Source organism: Streptomyces sp. DT2A-34, from assembly GCF_030499515.1.
Lineage (GTDB): Bacteria > Actinomycetota > Actinomycetes > Streptomycetales > Streptomycetaceae > Streptomyces.
The window spans coordinates 5,747,893-5,764,852 of record NZ_JASTWJ010000001.1 but is presented as its reverse complement, the minus strand read 5'-3'; the positions used below and the strand labels follow the sequence as shown (position 1 = coordinate 5,764,852).

Genomic DNA, 16,960 nt, shown 5'->3' with positions numbered 1-16,960 from the left:
ACTTGGCGTTGTCGAACACGGATCCTGGCACACCCACAACCGCGACCAGCACGGCAACTGGGGCCCCGTGAACGGGTGATGATCCACCACACGGGCGCGTACTCCTCCGCGTCTTGTGCCTCCCCCTGGCCACGCCGCGCGCGCCCGCGACCTGTGGCACGAGTTCGCCCCCCTGCAGTCGGCCCGGAACGGATTCAGCACACATGAGGCCGGGAAACCCTGGGAACCTGCAAAAACCACCGAGACATGTTTCTCCAGGTCAAACGCGGTCATGGCGGAGATTCCCCAGGTCACGACCTTGATCAGAGAAAACTCCTAAAGCGGGTGTCGCAGGTTCGAATCCTGCCGGGGGCACAACGCATTACCGCTCTGACCTGGGGTTTCTTCCCCAGGGAGGGCTCCTACTCGGCCTCGGACTCCTCGTCCGGGGCCGTTTGCGTGAGCGGACGGGGAGTTGATCTCCCGAGAATCTCCCAACGGATCAGCATCCGAAACGAACTCCGGGTCGAGCATCTCCGTGCTGTGGGTTTCGACCTCCGCTTCAGGAGCGGTGTTCTCGGAAGTGGCCCGGGGGCGGTACGAGCCGGCCTGCGGCCTCGGTGATCGCCAAGTCCGCCTGGGCGCAGGCTCACATACGTGTCGGCCGTGATGTGATCGAGGGATGGCGAACACTCGGCCGCATAGGCCAGCGTTGCCGCGACGTCGCGCAGGTCGTGAAGCAGGACCGGCGGGAGGCGATCTCCTCGCACAGCTCGATGAACCGCCTGGTGACGCGGGCGAGGTGGATCGGTTCTCCGTTCCAGCCGGTGAAAGCCCCGCCATGACTTTCGGCAGCACGACCCCAGCAGGGCGACACAAGAGCGGCCCACCACGTGTATCAGGTGGGCCGCTCTCGCTCCCTCAGGCGGGACCGGGATCGAAGATCTCGTGTCCACCAACCCGGCGCCAGATAACGTGCGGCTCACCTTCGCGGAGTTCATCTCCGTACTGCCAGGTGGCGCGCCCGTCAGGCGCCCAAGTCATTTCCATGATGGGACGCTCGCCGTCAGGGAGCCTGACTCCCTGGACCGGCTTGACCCGGAGGCCGGGCCGAAACTGCCCAGTCGCAACATCCGGTACGAACTTCTTCCGGACGGTGTCCTCGAACCGCTCTCGCTCCTGCGGAAGGAGCTTCTTGAAATCGCGGTCGAAGCGGGCAGTCGTCGCGAAAGTCGGCAATAGGGCCTCCAGGCGGGTCGGGGTCAGCTCTCCTTGTCGAGGTGCGCGAACATGCCGTCCACGTCCTCGTGACGGGTTGTGCGCCCAGCCGCGATGTCCTCGCTGGCCTCGCGCTCACCCGCCTGCCACCGCTCCGCCCAGAACCATGCCTGATCGGTGCGGATCTTCCTCAGCCCGTGAACCTCGACGACTCCGGCGTCGTTGATCTCGAACTCAAGCTCGTCACCTGGGGAGACCCCCAGCGCCTCGCGTACGCCTGCGGGCAGCGTCAGCTGCCCCTTGTCGCGCACGCTGGCCTGGAACGTAGCCGCAGCCATGGATGACCTCCCACTCTCACCTTCCATGTCTTCCTCGCTACTCAGACTACCCAGGATTTAGTCAAATTGCGACTCTCTAACTTTCCAATTTTCTCACAGTCTACCATCGTCGATAGTAGCCAAGGGGCCCAGCCGCGCGGTACGAGCCGGAGTGCGGCCTCGGCGATCGCCGGATCCACATCGGGGTCCCTACACCGGGATCAACAGAGCGACGGAGGCAGTCAGTTCAGCAAGAGGAGCCCTGACGGCCCCCACGCGCGAGCGAACAGGCCGACCCCAACACCCTCTTCAGGCGAACGCGGCAGTCAAATCCCCTGAGACGGCGGCTAGAACGGTGACGCGGGGCCGACGCCCCGTGTCACCGGGCCGAGTTCAGACGACCCAAGACGGATTGCGCACTCCAGGTGCGCAGTTGTTCAGCAGAGTCACGCGCTTCTAGGCTCACTCTTCATCGACCACTGCTCATGGCGCAGTTGAAGGGGGCCCGCACTCATGCCTTATCCGCCGACCGGTGAGGATCCGTTGCTCGGACGAGCACAGATTGCCACGCTCGCGGGTGTAAGCCGACCGACCGTAACGGCCTGGGAAAGACACGAGACCGGCTTCCCCTCTCCACAGCGCTCCAACGGACAGGACTACTTCCGGCGGTCGGAAATCATGGACTGGCTGGACCGGCGGCCGGTGCCGTCTGGGCGGCTCGTCGCAGGAGAGCCCGTCGGCACCACCTACGGGGACCGTGCCCGGAAGGGGGAAGAAGCCGGGAAGCCCCCAGCCGACGCGGCGAAGCATCGTCTCGGCACGAGGTCGTCCTACCGCATGCCGACCGGCGCTGTCGATGAACCCCGCCCCGAGAACCGGCGGATCGTAACCGATCTGATGGGCAGCCTCATCGACCGGGTACGGGGGCGGCCAGCGTGCTCGACTATCTGAACCTGCTGCTCTGCCTCCACTATCTCCGCGGCGCCGCCCCGGACCGCTTCGACACATTGGCCGCCCGCGCCCACGTCCTCAATGGTCTCGACGATGCAGTCCAGTTGCTCCGGGACGTCGGCCGTGCGGCCGACGAGGACATGCGTGGCCTCGGCGTCCATTCGAGCATGCAGGAGGCGTTGGGTCGCCTGGAGCCGCGGACCGCTCGGGACCTTCGCAACGTCGTGGACGCGATGAGCCGCCTCACCGAGGACGTGTTCGGGCTCATCCTCGACGAGTACGAACAACAAGCCGCGCTGGGCAGCGGCGAGTTCTTCACTCCTCGCCCTGTGGTCCGGCTGATGACACGGCTGGCCTGCTCGGAGTTCGGTCCAGGGGAACCGGAATCCGTCTACGACCCGTACGCCCGTGACGGAGGATTTCTCATCGAGGCCACGGCCGCCTGCGCCTTGGACGAGGATGGTCTGCCTCGCAATGAGACGCTGCGGACGTACGGCGAGACCCGGCGCGCCGACACATGGCGACTGGCGACCATGAATCTCCTTCTTCATGGCGTCTCCCCTGCCCTTGACCTCAAGCGCACACCCCCTTGGCACGACGGTCCGGGGCGGGCTCCGCTGGAGTCGTTCGACATCGTGCTCACCAACCCACCGTTCAACATGAGCGATCCCGGCCGCGGAGAGCGCCACGAGGGGCAGTGGGAGTACGGGGCTCCGCCGCTCGACAACGACAACCTTGCCTGGGTCCAACACTGCCTGGCGAAGCTGCGCGAGCGGGGCCGAGCCGGGATCATCATGCCCAACAAGGCAGGCAACTCCGGTCACAAGGCCGAGCAGACCATTCGGCGGAATCTGGTGGAGAGCGGAGTCGTCGACTGTGTCGTCGCCCTGCCAGCCCAGTTGTTCACCGGCACCGCCGTACCGGTCTCCGTGTGGATACTGCGCCACCCCGGTAACCCGTGCAACAGCACACTGTTTCTCGACGCACGACACATGGGAGCGAAGAACGGAGCACGCCGGGTTCTCAGCGCCCTGGACGCCGAATCTCTCCTCGCCGCCTACCGCGCCCGCAGGAACGCGGGAGGGGCCGCACCTTCCCGCGGGACGACGACCGAGGAGCCGCACGTACCCGCCGCCCTGGTATCTCGGGAAGCACTGCGGCGCAGCGACTACTCCCTCAACCCTCTTGACCATGTCGAACGCCGGAGCGATGGAGGGGAGGGCACCGAGCACGAACTCGTGTCCGCCTGGGAGCGGCTGCGCGATACCGAAGAGCACCTACGGGACATACAGGACCGCGCTGCTCAGCTGCCGTTCGTCGGGGACCGTGGACCGCTGCTGCGGAGGAACCAGCCGGCCTGCGTGGCCAGCCTCGACTCACTGTGCGAGATCCAGGCCGGACCGTCCTATTCCAAGCTCGGCAAGAAGCAGCGCAGCACCCACGGCCCGGTTCCCGTGGTGTTCCCACGGCATCTGAAGGACCGGCGCATCACTGACGAGGAAGACGAGCGGGTGGCAGAGGAGACTGCCCGTCGGCTGAGGAACTTCGAGCTGCGGCACAAGGACATCGTGTGTGTCCGCTCCGGTGCGATCGTTCCGCCGGCACTGGTGCAGCAGCATCAGGCCGGCTGGTTGATGAGCCCCAATGTCATCCGGCTCCGTGTGCCCGAGGCGCAAAAGGACCGGGTGCTGCCGGAGTACCTGCTCCACTACCTGTGCCTGGACGAGTCCGTCGCCTGGATACGGGACCGGGCCGCCGCCACCGCTGCCCCGTCGCTCCGGTCCGAATCCCTCGGGTCGCTGCGGATTCCACTGCCGGAGCTGGCCGAGCAGCAGGAGATCGTGGCCGCGCTGAACGGCCTTGACGAGCTGGACCGCGCGCATCTGGCTGCCGCTGCCTCAGCGCGACGCACCCGCATCGCCCTGGCCGGTGCGCTGCTGGGCCCGTCTACCGAACCCGCTCCTGCCACCTTCCCTCGCCGCCGATTCGAGAAAGAAGCGTCGCTGTGAACACCCGGCACCAATCGTCCGCTCCGACAACCCCTCCCGTGTCGGCCTCCGAGCCCGTGAACAGTGCCTGGATTCCCTGGCTGCTGGTCATGGTGCTGTTCTCTGCCCTTGTCGCGGTATGCGTCGGATTCCTCAAGACCCTCGACGGCACCCCGGCTTCCGCGGCCCTGCTCTCGGCAGGTGCGGCGTTCGGAGGAACCGCGCTGCTCTGTTTGGCCGTGGTGCCGGTGGTCCAACAGCTGCGTCAGCGCTGCTAACCAGCTCCTCGTAGATCTTGCTGGACTCGCGTGCACCAGTGCCCGCTCCGCCTTGAGCGAGAAGCATTCCGGGCGCGTGAGCGATGCGTGAGCGGACAGTCCGGCACGAGGTGTCGACGAGCAGGATTGAGCACGAGGCGGCGTGGCGCTGACCAGGTGCAACAGCCCCGCGCGGCAGCCTCCGGCACTACCCGGCAAGGATTCGATCCCACTCCTAAAGCGGGTGTCGCAGGTTCGAATCCTGCCGGGGGCACCACGCGTTATTGCTCTGACCTGGGGTTCCTCCCTCAGGGAGGGCTCCTACTCGGCCTCGGACGTCTCGTCCGGGGCCGTTTGCGTGAGCGGATGGGGAGTTGATCTCCCGAATTTCTCCCAATCGATCAGCATCATTCGGCACGGAGTCCGGGCCGGGATTCTCCCTGTTGTTGGGCTGAGCCTCCGCTTCAGGGACCGTGTTCCCCGAGACAGCGCGTGCGCGCGGTACGAGCTGGGCCACGGCCACGGCTATCGCCAGGTCAGCCTCGGGAAACAGGCTCGTGTACGTGTCGGCTGTGATGGTGATCGAGGAGTGGCGAGCATCTCCTGGATGTCCTTCAGGTCGGCGCCAGCCGCGCGGGCCGGCGTCGCGGCGCCATGACGAAGTTTTCCGATCCCTGGTGACGAGTCCACCACGCTGGCTCCTCACTGGCGTGGGCTCGCTGGTCGGATGCCGGCGACGGGAAGGGGGCGTGAGCGAGATCAGCGTGCCGGACGGGTGGCAGACAGTACGCTCGATCCAGTGGGATCGGGCCCGCAGCACAGCGTCCGGGAGGTGCTTCATGACGGCCGAGATGGTGGCCCCGGCGTGGATGCATGAGCAGATCACGGCGGAGGAGTACGAGTCCTGGTCCGAGGAGCAGTGCGCCGGTATCGAGATCGTGGACGGGATGGTCGTGGTGAGTCCGAGTGTGTCCAAGCGGCACAACCGGCTGGCTCGGATTCTGGCGAACGCCCTGGATGCCGCCGCGGGCCCGGAGTGGAACGCCGACACTGACTTCGACGTCCGGCTTCAGGATGTCCCGCTCACCAATCGCCGCCCAGACGTCGTCGTGTACCGCGCAGACGCGATCGACATCACCCCCACCCGTCCTGAGCACGTGCTGCTGGTCGCGGAGGTGGTGTCGCCAGGCTCGGAGACCACCGACCGGATCGTGAAGGTCGACCAGTACGCCAAGGCAGGCATCGGCTTCTACTGGCGGATCGAGCAGGCCGCGACAGGCGTTCCTCTCGTGTACACCTACGTTCTCGACCCCGCGACGAAGACCTACCGGGACGGAGACGTGTTTACCGGCGTCCTCAAGGTAGCGGCCCCCTTCCCCGTGGAGATCGACCTCGGCCAGATCTGACCACGCGCTGCTCAGCAGCCAGCAGCGCGTAAGCGATGCGTGAGCGGACGGCCCGATACAGGGCGGCATGAGCCGGATCAAGTGGCCCGCCGTGCCGTTTTGACCAGGGGAAACAGCACCGCGCGGCCGCGCCCCGCATCCCCCGCCCGGAGAGGAGATGGGCGAACTGAAGGACGTCCGTCGCGCTGCACGCGAGGCGGGCCGTCGTCTCGGCTGGCAACCGAAGACCCAAGTCGTCGACGCAAGACTCTTCGTGTACGACGAGCGCGAGGTCCCCAGGGAGATCAGCGAGCTGGCCGCCGGGGCTGCTGTTGACGCCGTCGACGCAGAACTCCGCGGCCGCGAGTAGAAGCAAGTACGGTCGGCCGTCGCCGCCCCGCCTTTGCTGAAGAGCCTGCGCAGCCTGCCGGAAATCTGTCGAGCCCGACCCTGTGGTGGCTCTACCCTTCCCGCATGGCTCATGCCAAGACCTCGTACGTTTGCCTGCCCTGCCGGGCCTCGTACAAGCAGCCCTACGCCGGCTACCACGACCACGACCGGGTCTGTCCACGCTGCGCCGAACCACTGATCCACGTCGGCTCCGCTTTCGCGGCACCCAAGAGGCGGGACACCGCCGCCTGGCGCACCCTCTCCGTGCTGCTGCACGCCGGTGTGCGCTTCCACAAGAGCTGTTGCGGCGGCCCCGGTTACCGCCCACGCACCCTCAGCGAGGTGCGCGAGCGGATGGCCTACGCCCGGGCCACCGGAGAACCGTTCGCTCAGGCGTTGGTCCGCCGCGACCTGCCCTAACGATCTCTGTGTTGGACAGGCCGCAGGCGATCAGACCGAGCACTTCCGGCTGGCGTTGGTCATCGCGTCCAGCGAGCTGCTCGGCGGTCGCGTCGGCTCTGGGCGGCGGGCGAACCCGGCGATCAGGCGGCGGGTCACCGAGGGGGCGAGCAGTGCCTCGCCCCCTCGGTGACAGCCGCGATGGCGGTGAGGACGTCGGTCGGCGGGGTTGTCCTTCAGCAGAAAGCCCGCGGCTCCCGCGCGCAGGGCGGCGTACACGTACTCGTCCAAGCCGAAGGTGGTGAGGATAAGGACGCGGACGCCGGCCAGGGCCGGGGCCGAGCAGGTCTGCCGGGTCGCCTCGATGCCGTTCGGTTTCGGCATGCGTACGTCCAGCAGCACGGTGTCCGGCCGTTCACGGCGGGCGAGTTCCACGGCCTCTGCTCCATCCGCGGCCTCACCCGCGGCGGTCATGCCGGGCGTGTGGTCGGCAAGGACGCGGAAGCTGCCGTGCACCATCGCCTGGTCGTCGTACGAGCGGGCTGAAGGCATCATCCGCAACTACCTCAAGCCGACCTTCGGCACGCTGAAAGCCGGCAACTCACGGCTGGGAGGGGGGTGTCAGTGTCATGACGAGCGTCGTGCAGGCGTTGTCGTGCAGGGGCCGTGCCGCTACTTGAGCTCGTCGGCGGTGAAGTAGCCGTCCGTGACAAGGGTGTCGTAATTGGTCTTGTCGACGCTCGTGGGCTGCAGCAGGACGGCGGGCACCGCCTTGACGCCGTTCTTGTAACCCACGGAGTCGTCTACCCACGGCACCCTGCCGTTGAGTATGTCGTCGACCATGATTGTGGCGGCCTCGGCGAGCCGACGGACGTCCTTGTAGACGGTCTGCGACTGCTGCCCCGCGATGATTGACTTCACCGACGCCAGTTCGGCGTCCTGACCAGTGATGACTGGGAGGGGCTTGATGTCGGAGCCGTAGCCGCCCGACTTCAGCGCGGACAGGACGCCCCTCGAGATGCCGTCGTACGGCGACAGGACCGCGTCGACCCGCTCACTGCGGTACCACTTGGTGAGGATGCCGCTCATGCGTTTTTGCGCGGTGGGCCCGTCCCAGCGAGGGGTGGTGATCTGGTTGAGCGCGATCTCGCCGGACCGGACGACCAACTGCCTGCTGTCCAGAAACGGCTGCAGGTGCGTCATCGAACCGTCGAAGAAGTATTTGGTGTTGTTGTCGTCGGGAGAACCGGCGAACAACTCGATGTTGAACGGGCCTTTGCCGTCCTCCAGGCCGAGCTTGTCGACGATGTAGTGGGCCTGGATCATGCCGACCATCTCGTTGTCGAAGGAAACGTAGTAGTCGACGTTCTTGGTGCCGAGGATGAGCCGGTCGTAGGAGATCACCGGAATGTCCGCGTCGGCGGCCTTTTGCAGCACGCCATTCAGCGACTTGTTGTCGATGGCCGCGATGATCAGGGCGTCGACGCCCTGCTGGATCAGTTTCGCGATCTGTGAGACCTGGGCTTTCGGGTCGTCGTCGCCGTAGACCAGCTTGGTCTTGTACCCCCTGGCCTTGAGGCCCTCGACGACGCTCTTGCCGTCGGTGAGCCAGCGCTCGGAGGACCGGGTCGGCATGGCGATGCCGACGGTACCGCCCCCGGAGCTGCCCGCAGAGCCGCCCTCACTGTCCTTACCGCAGGCGGACAGGGTGAGGGCGAGGGAGGCGCCTCCGGCGAGGACGGTTCTTCGATTGAACATGGCGATTTGTTCCTTGTCCTTCTCGTCGTTGAGGGGATGACGGCGTGTCAGACGTCGAGGGGAAGCGGTGGAGCGGGCCGGGCAGTCGGCAGGCAGGTCGAGAACGAGTGGGACGCCCCCGCACCCGTTCCTGGGCGCCCTGGACAGACCGAACTTCAGACCGGGCCGTGCGCCGTGACGGAGGAGCTCGGCGCCCTCGTGGATCCGCACATGGCCGCCGCGGTCGTCAGGGTCGGGTCGGCCCGGCACAAAGTTCGAAGCGGTGCCGCGTTCCGACCACATGCGTGCTGATTCCGGCAACGCACAGGGCATTCGCACTTTCAACGTTCGAAATATAGTCACATGTTCGAAATGCTGGCGCGACGTTAAAGGGAAGCGGGTGGGGTGTCAACGGTCCGAACTGGAACGGTTACAGAAGGTGCGACTACGGGACCACCTGAGCGATGGCCCGAAGCGCGTGACGTCGTCGAGATGCGCGGTCGTGACGAACTCGTCGACGCCGCACGGGAGTTTCGTCGGCGCCCCAGGTCGGCGGTGAGGAGTCTGGGCCGCCTCGCGTTCGCGGCGCGGCCACACGGGTGGTTCTGCGCGGAGCGCCCATGCCCGCGTTCGGCTTCGTAATGCCTTGGCCGTACAGGGGACTTGGGCCGACCGTGGGGCCTACAGCCCTGCTCGTCGGTCAGACGATCCGGCGTGCCGACGAGCATATATCAGACATTTGCGCATTAACCTCTCGTCACCTTATGACGTGGCGGATCGCGTACGCGTCCGCTTCAACGCTCGGAGAAGACATGCGCAAGCCTCGCAAGACCGCTGTCGTGGCCGTCCTCCTCGGCGCCATCGGCTTCCTCGGCGCCGGCACCGCCTACGCCGACGGGCAGGGGCACGGACACAAGCAGGGACACAAGCAGGAGCACAAGCAGGGACACAAGCACGGGCACAAGCACGGGCACAAGCACGGGCACAAGCACGGACAGAAGCGCGACAGCAAAGAGAGCAGGACGGTCTTCATCGCCCAGAGCACCTCATGCACGACGACCGAAGAGAACGTCGACGTACAGGGCCAGTACGGGTTCCAGAACGGCCGGGAAGGCAACCGGTCCAACGGTGAGGGCTCGCCCGGCTCGCAGACCACCAACCTCGGCTCAAGCCAGGGCTGCAACAACACCATCGTCCTCGGCAGGTAGCTCACACGGGCCTCGGCGCCGGGAGCTTGGAGAGACATCTGCCCCCTCGGAGTGATCTCCGAGGGGGCTGTTTCGTGAGCGCGCGGGGAGCCGGGCGCGGCCGGCCGGTGCTCCCGGCCGGCCGCTCTGCCGTCCCGGCTCCCCCGCAATCCGGCGCAGCGTTCAGTACTGCTCGGTCTCCACGAAACCCGCGTCCGCGTTGTCGTCGGCGCCAAAGGCGTCGGCGGCGGCGGTCGGGTCGAATCCGGGCGGGCTGTCCTTCAGGCCCAGGCCCAGGCCGGCCAGCTTCGCCTTGACCTCGTCGATCGACTTCGCACCGAAGTTGCGGATGTCGAGCAGGTCGGCCTCGGAGCGCGCCAGGAGTTCACCCACGGAGTGGACGCCCTCACGCTTGAGGCAGTTGTACGAACGGACCGTGAGCTCCAACTCCTCGATCGGCAGCGCGAGGTCGGCGGCGAGGGCGGCGTCCGTGGGGGACGGGCCCATGTCGATGCCCTCGGCGTCGATGTTGAGCTCACGGGCGAGACCGAACAGCTCGACCAGCGTCTTACCGGCCGACGCCATGGCGTCACGCGGACGCATCGCCTGCTTGGTCTCGACATCGACGATCAGCTTGTCGAAGTCGGTACGCTGCTCGACACGCGTCGCCTCGACCTTGTACGTGACCTTCAGCACCGGCGAGTAGATCGAGTCAACCGGGATACGACCGATCTCCTGGCCCAGCTGCTTGTTCTGCACGGCGGAGACGTAACCACGGCCACGCTCGACCGTCAGCTCCATCTCCAGCTTGCCCTTGCCGTTGAGCGTGGCGAGGACGAGGTCGGGGTTGTGCACCTCCACACCGGCCGGCGGCGCGATGTCGGCGGCGGTGACCAGACCCGGGCCCTGCTTGCGCAGGTACATCACAACGGGCTCGTCGTGCTCGGACGACACGACCAGCTGCTTGATGTTGAGGATCAGGTCGGTGACGTCGTCCTTGACGCCCGGCACGGTGGTGAACTCGTGCAGGACACCGTCGATACGGATGGACGTGACCGCCGCACCCGGGATCGAGGACAGGAGCGTACGGCGCAGGGAGTTGCCGAGGGTGTAACCGAAGCCCGGCTCCAACGGCTCGATCACGAATCGGGAGCGGAACTCGTCGACGACCTCTTCGGTCAGTGACGGACGCTGAGCAATCAGCACGAGGTATTGCCTCCAGTGTTTGGCGCCCGCTATGTGACGCCGTGGATACCAAGAAGGGTACGGGCGGTTCGGCCTCTTACGAGACCGAACCGCCCGTCCCGCCCCAGGCACCGCCTCCAGCCTGCGGTCGGCATCGCTGCCCGGCCCGCGACGCCCGGAGCTTCGCCCGGCGGGACGAAATCTCGCGTCTCGGCATTGAGCGAGCAGCTCATCAGTCCGAGCGTCACCAGTGTCAGCGGCACCCAGCGCAGCACCACCGCCCGGCTGGGGCGGGGTGCGTCGCACAGCAGCGCCAGGCCCGACGGCACTAGTGCGGCGCACAGTCCGGCCAGGGCCACCAGCGACAGCGGGGTAGCCCCCTTGAGTACTCCGAGCGGCAGTGCCGCGGTGAGGCCGAGTGCGGCGGCGCGGACCGGACCGAGCACCCGGGTGCGCCAGGCGCCGAGGGCAAGGACAACCCACACCCGGCGACAACGGCGAGGTTCAGCGTGGCGAAGACGTGGAAGGCGCCGTAACCGGCCGAGACCGTTCCGGTGGCGGGCCCGACGCCTTGGGAACGCACCTGCTGGAAGGCCAGATGGTCCACCCGCGTGGAAGGCGCGGGCGAACAGCCCGAACATCACCAGCACTCCGCCCCACAGCCCCCAGCCGGCACTCCGCGCCCCGATCCGTGCGGCCAGCACCGCCACAGCGGCCACAGCAGCGGGCTGCCTGCGGCAAAGAGGCCGTATGCGGTGGCCATCAGGGTGGGGTACCGCTCGTACGCGGCGAGTTGATCGGGGAAGAAGAAGGGGAAGCGGGCCCGCAACAACGCGCCGGTCAGCATCAGGAGCGGGCCGAGCACCATGGCGATGCCGCCCACCCGACGTCCGGGGAAGCCGGTGGCCTCCCACCGCTCCACAGGCAGCGCGCCACGCAGTCGGACACCGGTCGTCGTGAACGGGGTGGCCATGGGTGTCGTCGGGTTCCTCATGCCGACGACGATGCCTGCACCGTCCCTGCGGGGCGTCGGACCAGGAGCTGAACTGCGGGGTCAGACCCGGGTAAGCCCCGCCGGACCGTCGGGCCGTCGGACCGTCGGGCCGTCGGGCCCCCGGACCCTCGGGCCGAGGTTGCTTCGGGTGCCTGGGATACCGTCCCTCTCACTCCGGACGAGTGAGAGGGACGTCGTGCAGGTTCAGGTGCGTGGGTGGGGTGCCCGTCGGTGGTTCGCGTTCGGGGCGATCGCGTTCGGGGCGGTGTTCCTGGTCGTCGGGTTGGTCCTGGCGGGGATGTCGGTGTCGTTCCTGGTGGATGCGGAGCGTGCCCGGGGCACGGTGGTCGCGCTGGAGTGGCGGAAGGACGACAGCGGCACGTCCCGCAAGAAGAGGCAGAACGACGAGCCCGTGGCGTACCCGGTCGTCGAGTTCACGTCGGCGGACGGCACGTCGCGGACGTTCCGGAGCTCGACGGGTTCCAATCCGCCGTCGTACGACGAGGGTGAGCGGGTCGAGGTGCTCTACCGCGCCGACTCCCCCGAGGACGCGCGGATCAACGGGTTCGCCTCGCTGTGGCTGCTGCCGCTGATCTTCGGCGGGATCGGGCTGGCGATCGCGGGGGTCGGGACCGCCGTTGCCACGGCGAGGCGGTGGCGTTCCTAGGCCTTGCCTACACGAGGACGTTGGTGAGGAAGATGTTCCAGTCGTCCCGGCCCATCTCCCCAGGGCTGCCCTGGGCCGCGGCCGGTACGGCGGACAGCATCAGCGCGGCGACGGCAACGGCCAGGGCTGCGACGAGACGACGCTTCACGATTCCTCCTCGACGGCGGCAGTACCGACCACCCTGCTCCAAGCCGGCCGCGCCGCCTGCCAGACACGCTGCCCAGCCTGCGGATTCAGTCGCTCGGTGGTCAGGTGAGGCGCTCGACGTCCGCGGCAGCGGCCGCTGCCCGGCGACGGGCCTCACGGACCTGGCGTTCGGCCATACGCACCTGGTCGCGTGCCGCCTGCTCGGCAGAGCGCGTCTGTCGTTGCTCGTCCTTGGCGCGTTGCAGTTCGGCGGCCAGTTCACTGATGCGCCGCTCCACCTCATCCAGGTGCTTCCTGGCCGCGTCGGCCTCACGGGTCGCGCTCGCCGCCTCGTCCTCCCGCGCCCGTAGTTCCCGCACCGTCTCGTCGGCGTCCTTGCGGGCCTGGGCGAGACGTCTGCGACGGTCGGCGTCGGTCTTGCGGTCACGACGAGGCGGCGGAGAGGGCTCGGGGGCCGGGGGTTCGGTCGGTGGGGGTGTGGCGGGGGCGCGGCGGCGGGCGGCGTTCTCGTTGAAGGCGGGGAAGTCGGCGGTGGCGCTGAAGGGCTTGGTGAGCCTGCCGCTCGCCCACTCCTGGGCGGCCTCGGGCTGGGCGAGGGCGGCGCGCAGGGTGTCTTCGACCTCGTGTCGGGCGGCTTCGCTGATCGGGTGGCCCGCCTGCGCGGCCAGTTGTCCGGCTTGGCGGGACAGCGCGCTGATCAGGGTTCGTTGCCGGCGGCTGAGCTCGCGCAGTCGGGCGCCGTCCAGGTCGCGATGTGCCTGTCGCAGCCCCTCTCCGAGGCGGAGCAGGGGTTCGACCTCGCTGCGGTGTTCGCGGACGAGGAGGTTGCTGGCCCAGGCCGACAGGCTCGGGCGCCGCAGCTTGGTGATCCGGTCCGCGAGGGCGCGGTCGCCGGCTGTGCGGGCCGCGGCCGCGTGCGTGGCGCGGGCGGCGACGAATTCCTCCGGCCGCAGGCCGTACAGCTCGTCGGCGACGGTGTCCAGATCCATCGGCGTCCCTCTCCGCGCCCAGCCCACAGAGGTGCGTATCGATTTTTGCATCTTTGGCACAGATGTCGCCTTGGCGGGACGGGGAGCGGCCGCCGGCGGCGGGGACGCTACGGTCTCCGCCTTTACCCGGCGCCCGGCTCCCCGTCCCTCGGTACCGCTAGAGCAGCTGGCCCACGATGCGCGGAAGGATTCCCTGCTGGAAGTCGGGCTCCGCACTCTCGTCGACGTTGATCCTCATGGGGATGTTGGTCTCGGGTGCGGCCGCGGTGCCGGGCGAGCTCTTCTCGTTGACCTTGGTCTGGTTGACCTGGCGATTTCCGTGGTCTCCGTCCGCCGAGGCTGGGACGGCGGTGGTCAGGATGAGGGTCGCGGCGGCTAGCGCGGCGGTAGCGATGATCTTCATGACGACCCTAACGACGTGCCTGGCGTCAGGGTGCGCCGAGCTGCGGCGATGGTGGGACGGGCGCCGGAGGGCCGGGCCGCCCGGCAGCGCACCGGGCGCACACTGGAAGCAGCAGGCAATGGTTTGTGAGCCGGACGTGGAGGTGGGCCATGAGCACCCTCGAAGAACACGTCGATGTGGGAGTTCCGATCGACACGGCTTGGGAGAGCCTTCACCGGGTCGACGACTATCCGCGCTTCCTGGCGGGAGTACGCGACGCCCGTTCGGAGGCCGGAGGCCGGGCGCACCTGGACGTGGAGGCCGGGGGCGGGACCCGGGAGTTCGATGCCGAGGTGTCCGATCGGGCGGGTGAGCGTGTGCTGGAGTGGCGTACCACGGGCGCTCCCGACCTGGCGGGGTCCTTCTCGCTGCTGCCGATCGACCGGGACCGCACCCGTGTGCAGGCACGGCTCGAGTACGACCCCGGCACCGTCAGGGAGACCTTCGGCGGGCCGAAGGGGTTCGCCCAGGCCAACGCCATCGAGCGGCTCGTCCGCAGCGATCTAGAGCAGTTCAAGGAGTACGTGGAGCGGGGGCGGTGAGCGTGGAGCGGGGGCGGTGAGCGGTACGGCGCCCCCGCGCCGCCGCTGATCGCTCCGGGCCTCAGAGCTTGCGGCCCACCCCGCAGTACGCGTCGACCGCGGCCGTCGCGAGGTCCGCCGGGCCGTGGACGTCGGGGCGCCACTCGGGTACCTGGACGATGCCCGGGTCCACCAGGTCGAGGCCGTCGAAGAAGCCGGCGATCTCGCCGATGCTGCGGACGTGGTACGGCACCGCGCCGCTCGCGTTGTACGCCTCCGACGCGGCGATCACGCCCTCGCTCGTCGCCGTACTGTCGCTGACCACCAGGTGGCTGCCCGGGGGGAGGCCGGCCAGGAGGCGGCGTACCAGGTCGCGGGCCTGGTCGTGGTCGGGGACGTGGCCGAGGGTGTTGAGGATCATCAGGGCGACCGGGCGGGAGAGGTCGAGGGTGCCCGCGGCGGCGTCCAGGAGGGCCTCGGGGGCGTACAGGTCGGCGTCCAGGAAGGTCGTCCTGCCCTCGGGGCTGCTTGTGAGCAGGGCGCTCGCGTGTGCCAGCACGACGGGGTCGTTGTCCACGTACACGATCCGGGCGTCCGGGGCCACGCGCTGGGCCACCTGGTGGGTGTTGTCGGCGGTCGGCAGGCCCGTGCCGACGTCAAGGAACTGCCGTATGTCCGCCTCGCCGGCCAGGTGGCGTACGGCGCGGCCCAGGAACCGGCGACTCGACACGGCCACGTCGACCAGGCCCGGGAAGATCTCCTTGATCTCGTCCCCGATCCGCCGGTCGACCTCGTAGTTGTCCTTGCCGCCGACGAAGTAGTTCCAGAAGCGGGCCGAGTGCGGTGTCGAGGTGTCGATGCGGGTATGGGGGTCGGGCACGGTGGGCTCCTGCGGTCGGGCGGGCGGGCGGGTGGGGGGTGTCGTGATCAAAACAGCAACCAACCTAGGCCCAACTCCCCATAGTTGAGGACGGGTTGACGAGATTCACCGCACGCCTCGTGAGGTTTTGGCCACCTGTCGGAGCCCGCCCTCCTCCGCGTTCCGCAGGCTCGCCACCGTCAGCGAGAGGGTCACCGCGAGGGACGCCACGGCCATCACCGTCATCGCCGTGGCCGGGGAGGTCAGTTGGGCCACGGAGCCCGCGAGCGCCGCGCTCACCCCCTGCATCGTGAGCATGCCGGAGCCGTGCAACCCCAGGGCGTGGCCGCTGAGTTCGTCGGGGGTCAGGGCCATCAGGCGCTCCTGCTGGACGAGACTCGCGCCGAAGCCGATCGAGGCCACGGCCACGGCGACGGCCGCCAACGGCACCGCCGGGCGCAGCGCGAAGAACAGGTACGGCACGGCCAGCAGCACCAGCAGCGGAATGCCGAGGCGCGGGCGCAGCCGGGGCGGCACCAGGCGGCCCACCGTCACGTCGCCGACGAACATCCCCAGCGCCGCGCAGGCGAACAACGTACCCGCGGCGTCGGGGGCGTAGGCGACGTAGAGGGACTCGCAGCCGACGACGAGGCCGTTGGGGATCCACAGGGCGAGGTAGACGTGGCGGCGCGGGCGGGAGGACCACAGCAGGGCGTTGCTGCGCCAGGTCGCCGCGACCGACGGGCGGCCCTGGGCGCGGGGCGGGCGCGAGGTCAGGCCGAGCCGGAGGACGGCGGCCGCCGCGACGTACAGCGCCGCCGACAGCAGCAGCGACAGGCGCGGCGACAGCACCGCCACCAGCAGACCGCCCGTCGCGTACCCGACGACCTGGGCGATCCCGGCCATCATGTTGAAGACCGAACGCCCCAGCATGAAGCCGTCCTTGGAGAGGATCTCGTTCACCAGCCCCCAGCGCACTCCCCCGCCCAGCGACGCGACCAGGCCCTGGCCGAGGATCACGGCGAAGAGCGCCCAGAGGGGAAGTGCGGGCAGCGCGAGGACGGCCGTGGTGGCGGCGAAGGCGAGGGAGATGCCGGTCAGCGCGGAGCGCGGGCGCAGCCGGTCGGCACCGGACAGCAGGAAGGTCGCCCCGAGCATCTGCGCCAGCGACGGGCCGAACATGCTCACCGCCGACAGCAGCGGTGACTCCGTCGCCCGGAACACGAGCGTGCTGAGGGCCAGGCCGCTGATCGTCTGGGCCAGGACGTTGGCGGAGGAGGCGAGGAAGAGGGGCGTGAACTCCGGGGTGCGGAAGAGCTGTCGGTAGCTGCGCATGGGCGGAGTCTGA

General features: G+C 68.5%; 19 protein-coding genes. 8 read left to right on the top strand and 11 right to left on the bottom strand.

What is annotated here, in order from left to right:
* Positions 1-1,241 precede the first annotated feature (1,241 nt).
* Complete coding sequence (locus tag QQM39_RS25825; protein WP_152169615.1) at positions 1,242-1,535, bottom strand: AbrB/MazE/SpoVT family DNA-binding domain-containing protein; 294 nt, start codon at positions 1,533-1,535, stop codon at positions 1,242-1,244.
* A 914-nt stretch (positions 1,536-2,449) separates the two neighbouring features.
* Between QQM39_RS25825 and QQM39_RS25820 the strand changes: the two genes are divergently transcribed.
* The 5 genes from QQM39_RS25820 to QQM39_RS25800 all read left to right on the top strand — a co-directional run bounded on the left by QQM39_RS25820 (position 2,450) and on the right by QQM39_RS25800 (position 6,905).
* Positions 2,450-4,474 carry a type I restriction-modification system subunit M/S gene (locus QQM39_RS25820; RefSeq protein ID WP_301999914.1) on the top strand — a complete coding sequence of 675 codons (2,025 nt, stop codon included), beginning with the start codon at positions 2,450-2,452 and terminating at the stop codon, positions 4,472-4,474.
* Positions 4,475-4,512: 38 nt separating this feature from the next.
* Entirely contained in the window at positions 4,513-4,731 is a 219-nt protein-coding gene (locus QQM39_RS25815) for a hypothetical protein (protein WP_301999913.1), read from the top strand.
* 818 nt (positions 4,732-5,549) lie between these two features.
* The gene (locus QQM39_RS25810; protein ID WP_301999911.1) at positions 5,550-6,116 is read left to right on the top strand and encodes a Uma2 family endonuclease; all 567 of its coding nucleotides are present in this window, start codon (positions 5,550-5,552) and stop codon (positions 6,114-6,116) included.
* A gap of 157 nt (positions 6,117-6,273) precedes the next feature.
* Entirely contained in the window at positions 6,274-6,465 is a 192-nt protein-coding gene (locus QQM39_RS25805; RefSeq protein ID WP_301999910.1) for a hypothetical protein, read from the top strand.
* A gap of 104 nt (positions 6,466-6,569) precedes the next feature.
* The gene (locus tag QQM39_RS25800; protein WP_301999909.1) at positions 6,570-6,905 is read left to right on the top strand and encodes a deoxyxylulose-5-phosphate synthase; all 336 of its coding nucleotides are present in this window, start codon (positions 6,570-6,572) and stop codon (positions 6,903-6,905) included.
* A gap of 30 nt (positions 6,906-6,935) precedes the next feature.
* Here QQM39_RS25800 and QQM39_RS25795 read toward each other — a convergent pair whose 3' ends face one another.
* Together QQM39_RS25795 and chvE are read right to left on the bottom strand one after the other, a co-directional pair.
* On the bottom strand, positions 6,936-7,439 hold the full coding sequence (locus QQM39_RS25795; RefSeq protein ID WP_301999908.1) for a response regulator transcription factor: 504 nt from the start codon (positions 7,437-7,439) through the stop codon (positions 6,936-6,938).
* Between the two features lie 117 nt (positions 7,440-7,556).
* Positions 7,557-8,642 (bottom strand): multiple monosaccharide ABC transporter substrate-binding protein, encoded by a 1,086-nt coding sequence (chvE, locus tag QQM39_RS25790; RefSeq protein ID WP_301999907.1) that lies wholly within the window; start codon positions 8,640-8,642, stop codon positions 7,557-7,559.
* Positions 8,643-9,433: 791 nt separating this feature from the next.
* Here chvE and QQM39_RS25785 point away from each other — a divergent pair.
* The gene (locus QQM39_RS25785; RefSeq protein ID WP_301999906.1) at positions 9,434-9,829 is read left to right on the top strand and encodes a hypothetical protein; all 396 of its coding nucleotides are present in this window, start codon (positions 9,434-9,436) and stop codon (positions 9,827-9,829) included.
* Between the two features lie 162 nt (positions 9,830-9,991).
* On the opposite strand, the gene QQM39_RS25780 is transcribed toward QQM39_RS25785, so the two are convergent.
* The 3 genes from QQM39_RS25780 to QQM39_RS25770 all read right to left on the bottom strand — a co-directional run bounded on the left by QQM39_RS25780 (position 9,992) and on the right by QQM39_RS25770 (position 11,987).
* Positions 9,992-11,014: a DNA-directed RNA polymerase subunit alpha gene (locus QQM39_RS25780; RefSeq protein ID WP_301999905.1), complete on the bottom strand. Its 1,023-nt coding sequence runs from the start codon at positions 11,012-11,014 to the stop codon at positions 9,992-9,994.
* Positions 11,015-11,043: 29 nt separating this feature from the next.
* A complete protein-coding gene (locus tag QQM39_RS25775; protein WP_301999904.1) occupies positions 11,044-11,478 on the bottom strand; it encodes a hypothetical protein in 435 nt (144 codons plus the stop codon).
* A 155-nt stretch (positions 11,479-11,633) separates the two neighbouring features.
* On the bottom strand, positions 11,634-11,987 hold the full coding sequence (locus QQM39_RS25770) for a hypothetical protein (RefSeq protein ID WP_301999903.1): 354 nt from the start codon (positions 11,985-11,987) through the stop codon (positions 11,634-11,636).
* A gap of 196 nt (positions 11,988-12,183) precedes the next feature.
* On the opposite strand from QQM39_RS25770, the gene QQM39_RS25765 reads away from it, so the two are divergent.
* Positions 12,184-12,654 carry a DUF3592 domain-containing protein gene (locus QQM39_RS25765; protein WP_301999902.1) on the top strand — a complete coding sequence of 157 codons (471 nt, stop codon included), beginning with the start codon at positions 12,184-12,186 and terminating at the stop codon, positions 12,652-12,654.
* Between the two features lie 7 nt (positions 12,655-12,661).
* Here QQM39_RS25765 and QQM39_RS25760 read toward each other — a convergent pair whose 3' ends face one another.
* The 3 genes from QQM39_RS25760 to QQM39_RS25750 all read right to left on the bottom strand — a co-directional run bounded on the left by QQM39_RS25760 (position 12,662) and on the right by QQM39_RS25750 (position 14,193).
* Positions 12,662-12,802, bottom strand: a complete 141-nt coding sequence (locus QQM39_RS25760; RefSeq protein WP_301999901.1) for a hypothetical protein — start codon at positions 12,800-12,802, stop codon at positions 12,662-12,664.
* Positions 12,803-12,902: 100 nt separating this feature from the next.
* Positions 12,903-13,790: a hypothetical protein gene (locus QQM39_RS25755; protein ID WP_301999900.1), complete on the bottom strand. Its 888-nt coding sequence runs from the start codon at positions 13,788-13,790 to the stop codon at positions 12,903-12,905.
* 157 nt (positions 13,791-13,947) lie between these two features.
* On the bottom strand, positions 13,948-14,193 hold the full coding sequence (locus QQM39_RS25750; protein ID WP_301999899.1) for a hypothetical protein: 246 nt from the start codon (positions 14,191-14,193) through the stop codon (positions 13,948-13,950).
* A gap of 149 nt (positions 14,194-14,342) precedes the next feature.
* On the opposite strand from QQM39_RS25750, the gene QQM39_RS25745 reads away from it, so the two are divergent.
* Positions 14,343-14,774 (top strand): SRPBCC family protein, encoded by a 432-nt coding sequence (locus QQM39_RS25745; RefSeq protein WP_301999898.1) that lies wholly within the window; start codon positions 14,343-14,345, stop codon positions 14,772-14,774.
* Positions 14,775-14,835: 61 nt separating this feature from the next.
* Here the strand turns inward: QQM39_RS25745 and QQM39_RS25740 are convergent, their stop codons facing one another.
* Positions 14,836-15,633: an SAM-dependent methyltransferase gene (locus QQM39_RS25740; protein WP_301999897.1), complete on the bottom strand. Its 798-nt coding sequence runs from the start codon at positions 15,631-15,633 to the stop codon at positions 14,836-14,838.
* A 105-nt stretch (positions 15,634-15,738) separates the two neighbouring features.
* Entirely contained in the window at positions 15,739-16,947 is a 1,209-nt protein-coding gene (locus QQM39_RS25735) for an MFS transporter (RefSeq protein WP_301999896.1), read from the bottom strand.
* Between the last annotated feature and the right edge of the window lie 13 nt (positions 16,948-16,960).

Bases quoted from the DNA above. Each gene is read 5' to 3' on its own strand.
- QQM39_RS25825 (WP_152169615.1), bottom strand. From the start codon at position 1,535: ATGGCTGCGGCTACGTTCCAGGCCAGCGTGCGCGACAAGGGGCAGCTG.
- QQM39_RS25810 (WP_301999911.1), top strand. From the start codon at position 5,550: ATGACGGCCGAGATGGTGGCCCCGGCGTGGATGCATGAGCAGATCACG.
- QQM39_RS25805 (WP_301999910.1), top strand. From the start codon at position 6,274: ATGGGCGAACTGAAGGACGTCCGTCGCGCTGCACGCGAGGCGGGCCGT.
- QQM39_RS25800 (WP_301999909.1), top strand. From the start codon at position 6,570: ATGGCTCATGCCAAGACCTCGTACGTTTGCCTGCCCTGCCGGGCCTCG.
- QQM39_RS25795 (WP_301999908.1), bottom strand. From the start codon at position 7,439: ATGATGCCTTCAGCCCGCTCGTACGACGACCAGGCGATGGTGCACGGC.
- chvE (WP_301999907.1), bottom strand. From the start codon at position 8,642: ATGTTCAATCGAAGAACCGTCCTCGCCGGAGGCGCCTCCCTCGCCCTC.
- QQM39_RS25785 (WP_301999906.1), top strand. From the start codon at position 9,434: ATGCGCAAGCCTCGCAAGACCGCTGTCGTGGCCGTCCTCCTCGGCGCC.
- QQM39_RS25770 (WP_301999903.1), bottom strand. From the start codon at position 11,987: ATGAGGAACCCGACGACACCCATGGCCACCCCGTTCACGACGACCGGT.
- QQM39_RS25755 (WP_301999900.1), bottom strand. From the start codon at position 13,790: ATGGATCTGGACACCGTCGCCGACGAGCTGTACGGCCTGCGGCCGGAG.
- QQM39_RS25750 (WP_301999899.1), bottom strand. From the start codon at position 14,193: ATGAAGATCATCGCTACCGCCGCGCTAGCCGCCGCGACCCTCATCCTG.
- QQM39_RS25745 (WP_301999898.1), top strand. From the start codon at position 14,343: ATGAGCACCCTCGAAGAACACGTCGATGTGGGAGTTCCGATCGACACG.
- QQM39_RS25735 (WP_301999896.1), bottom strand. From the start codon at position 16,947: ATGCGCAGCTACCGACAGCTCTTCCGCACCCCGGAGTTCACGCCCCTC.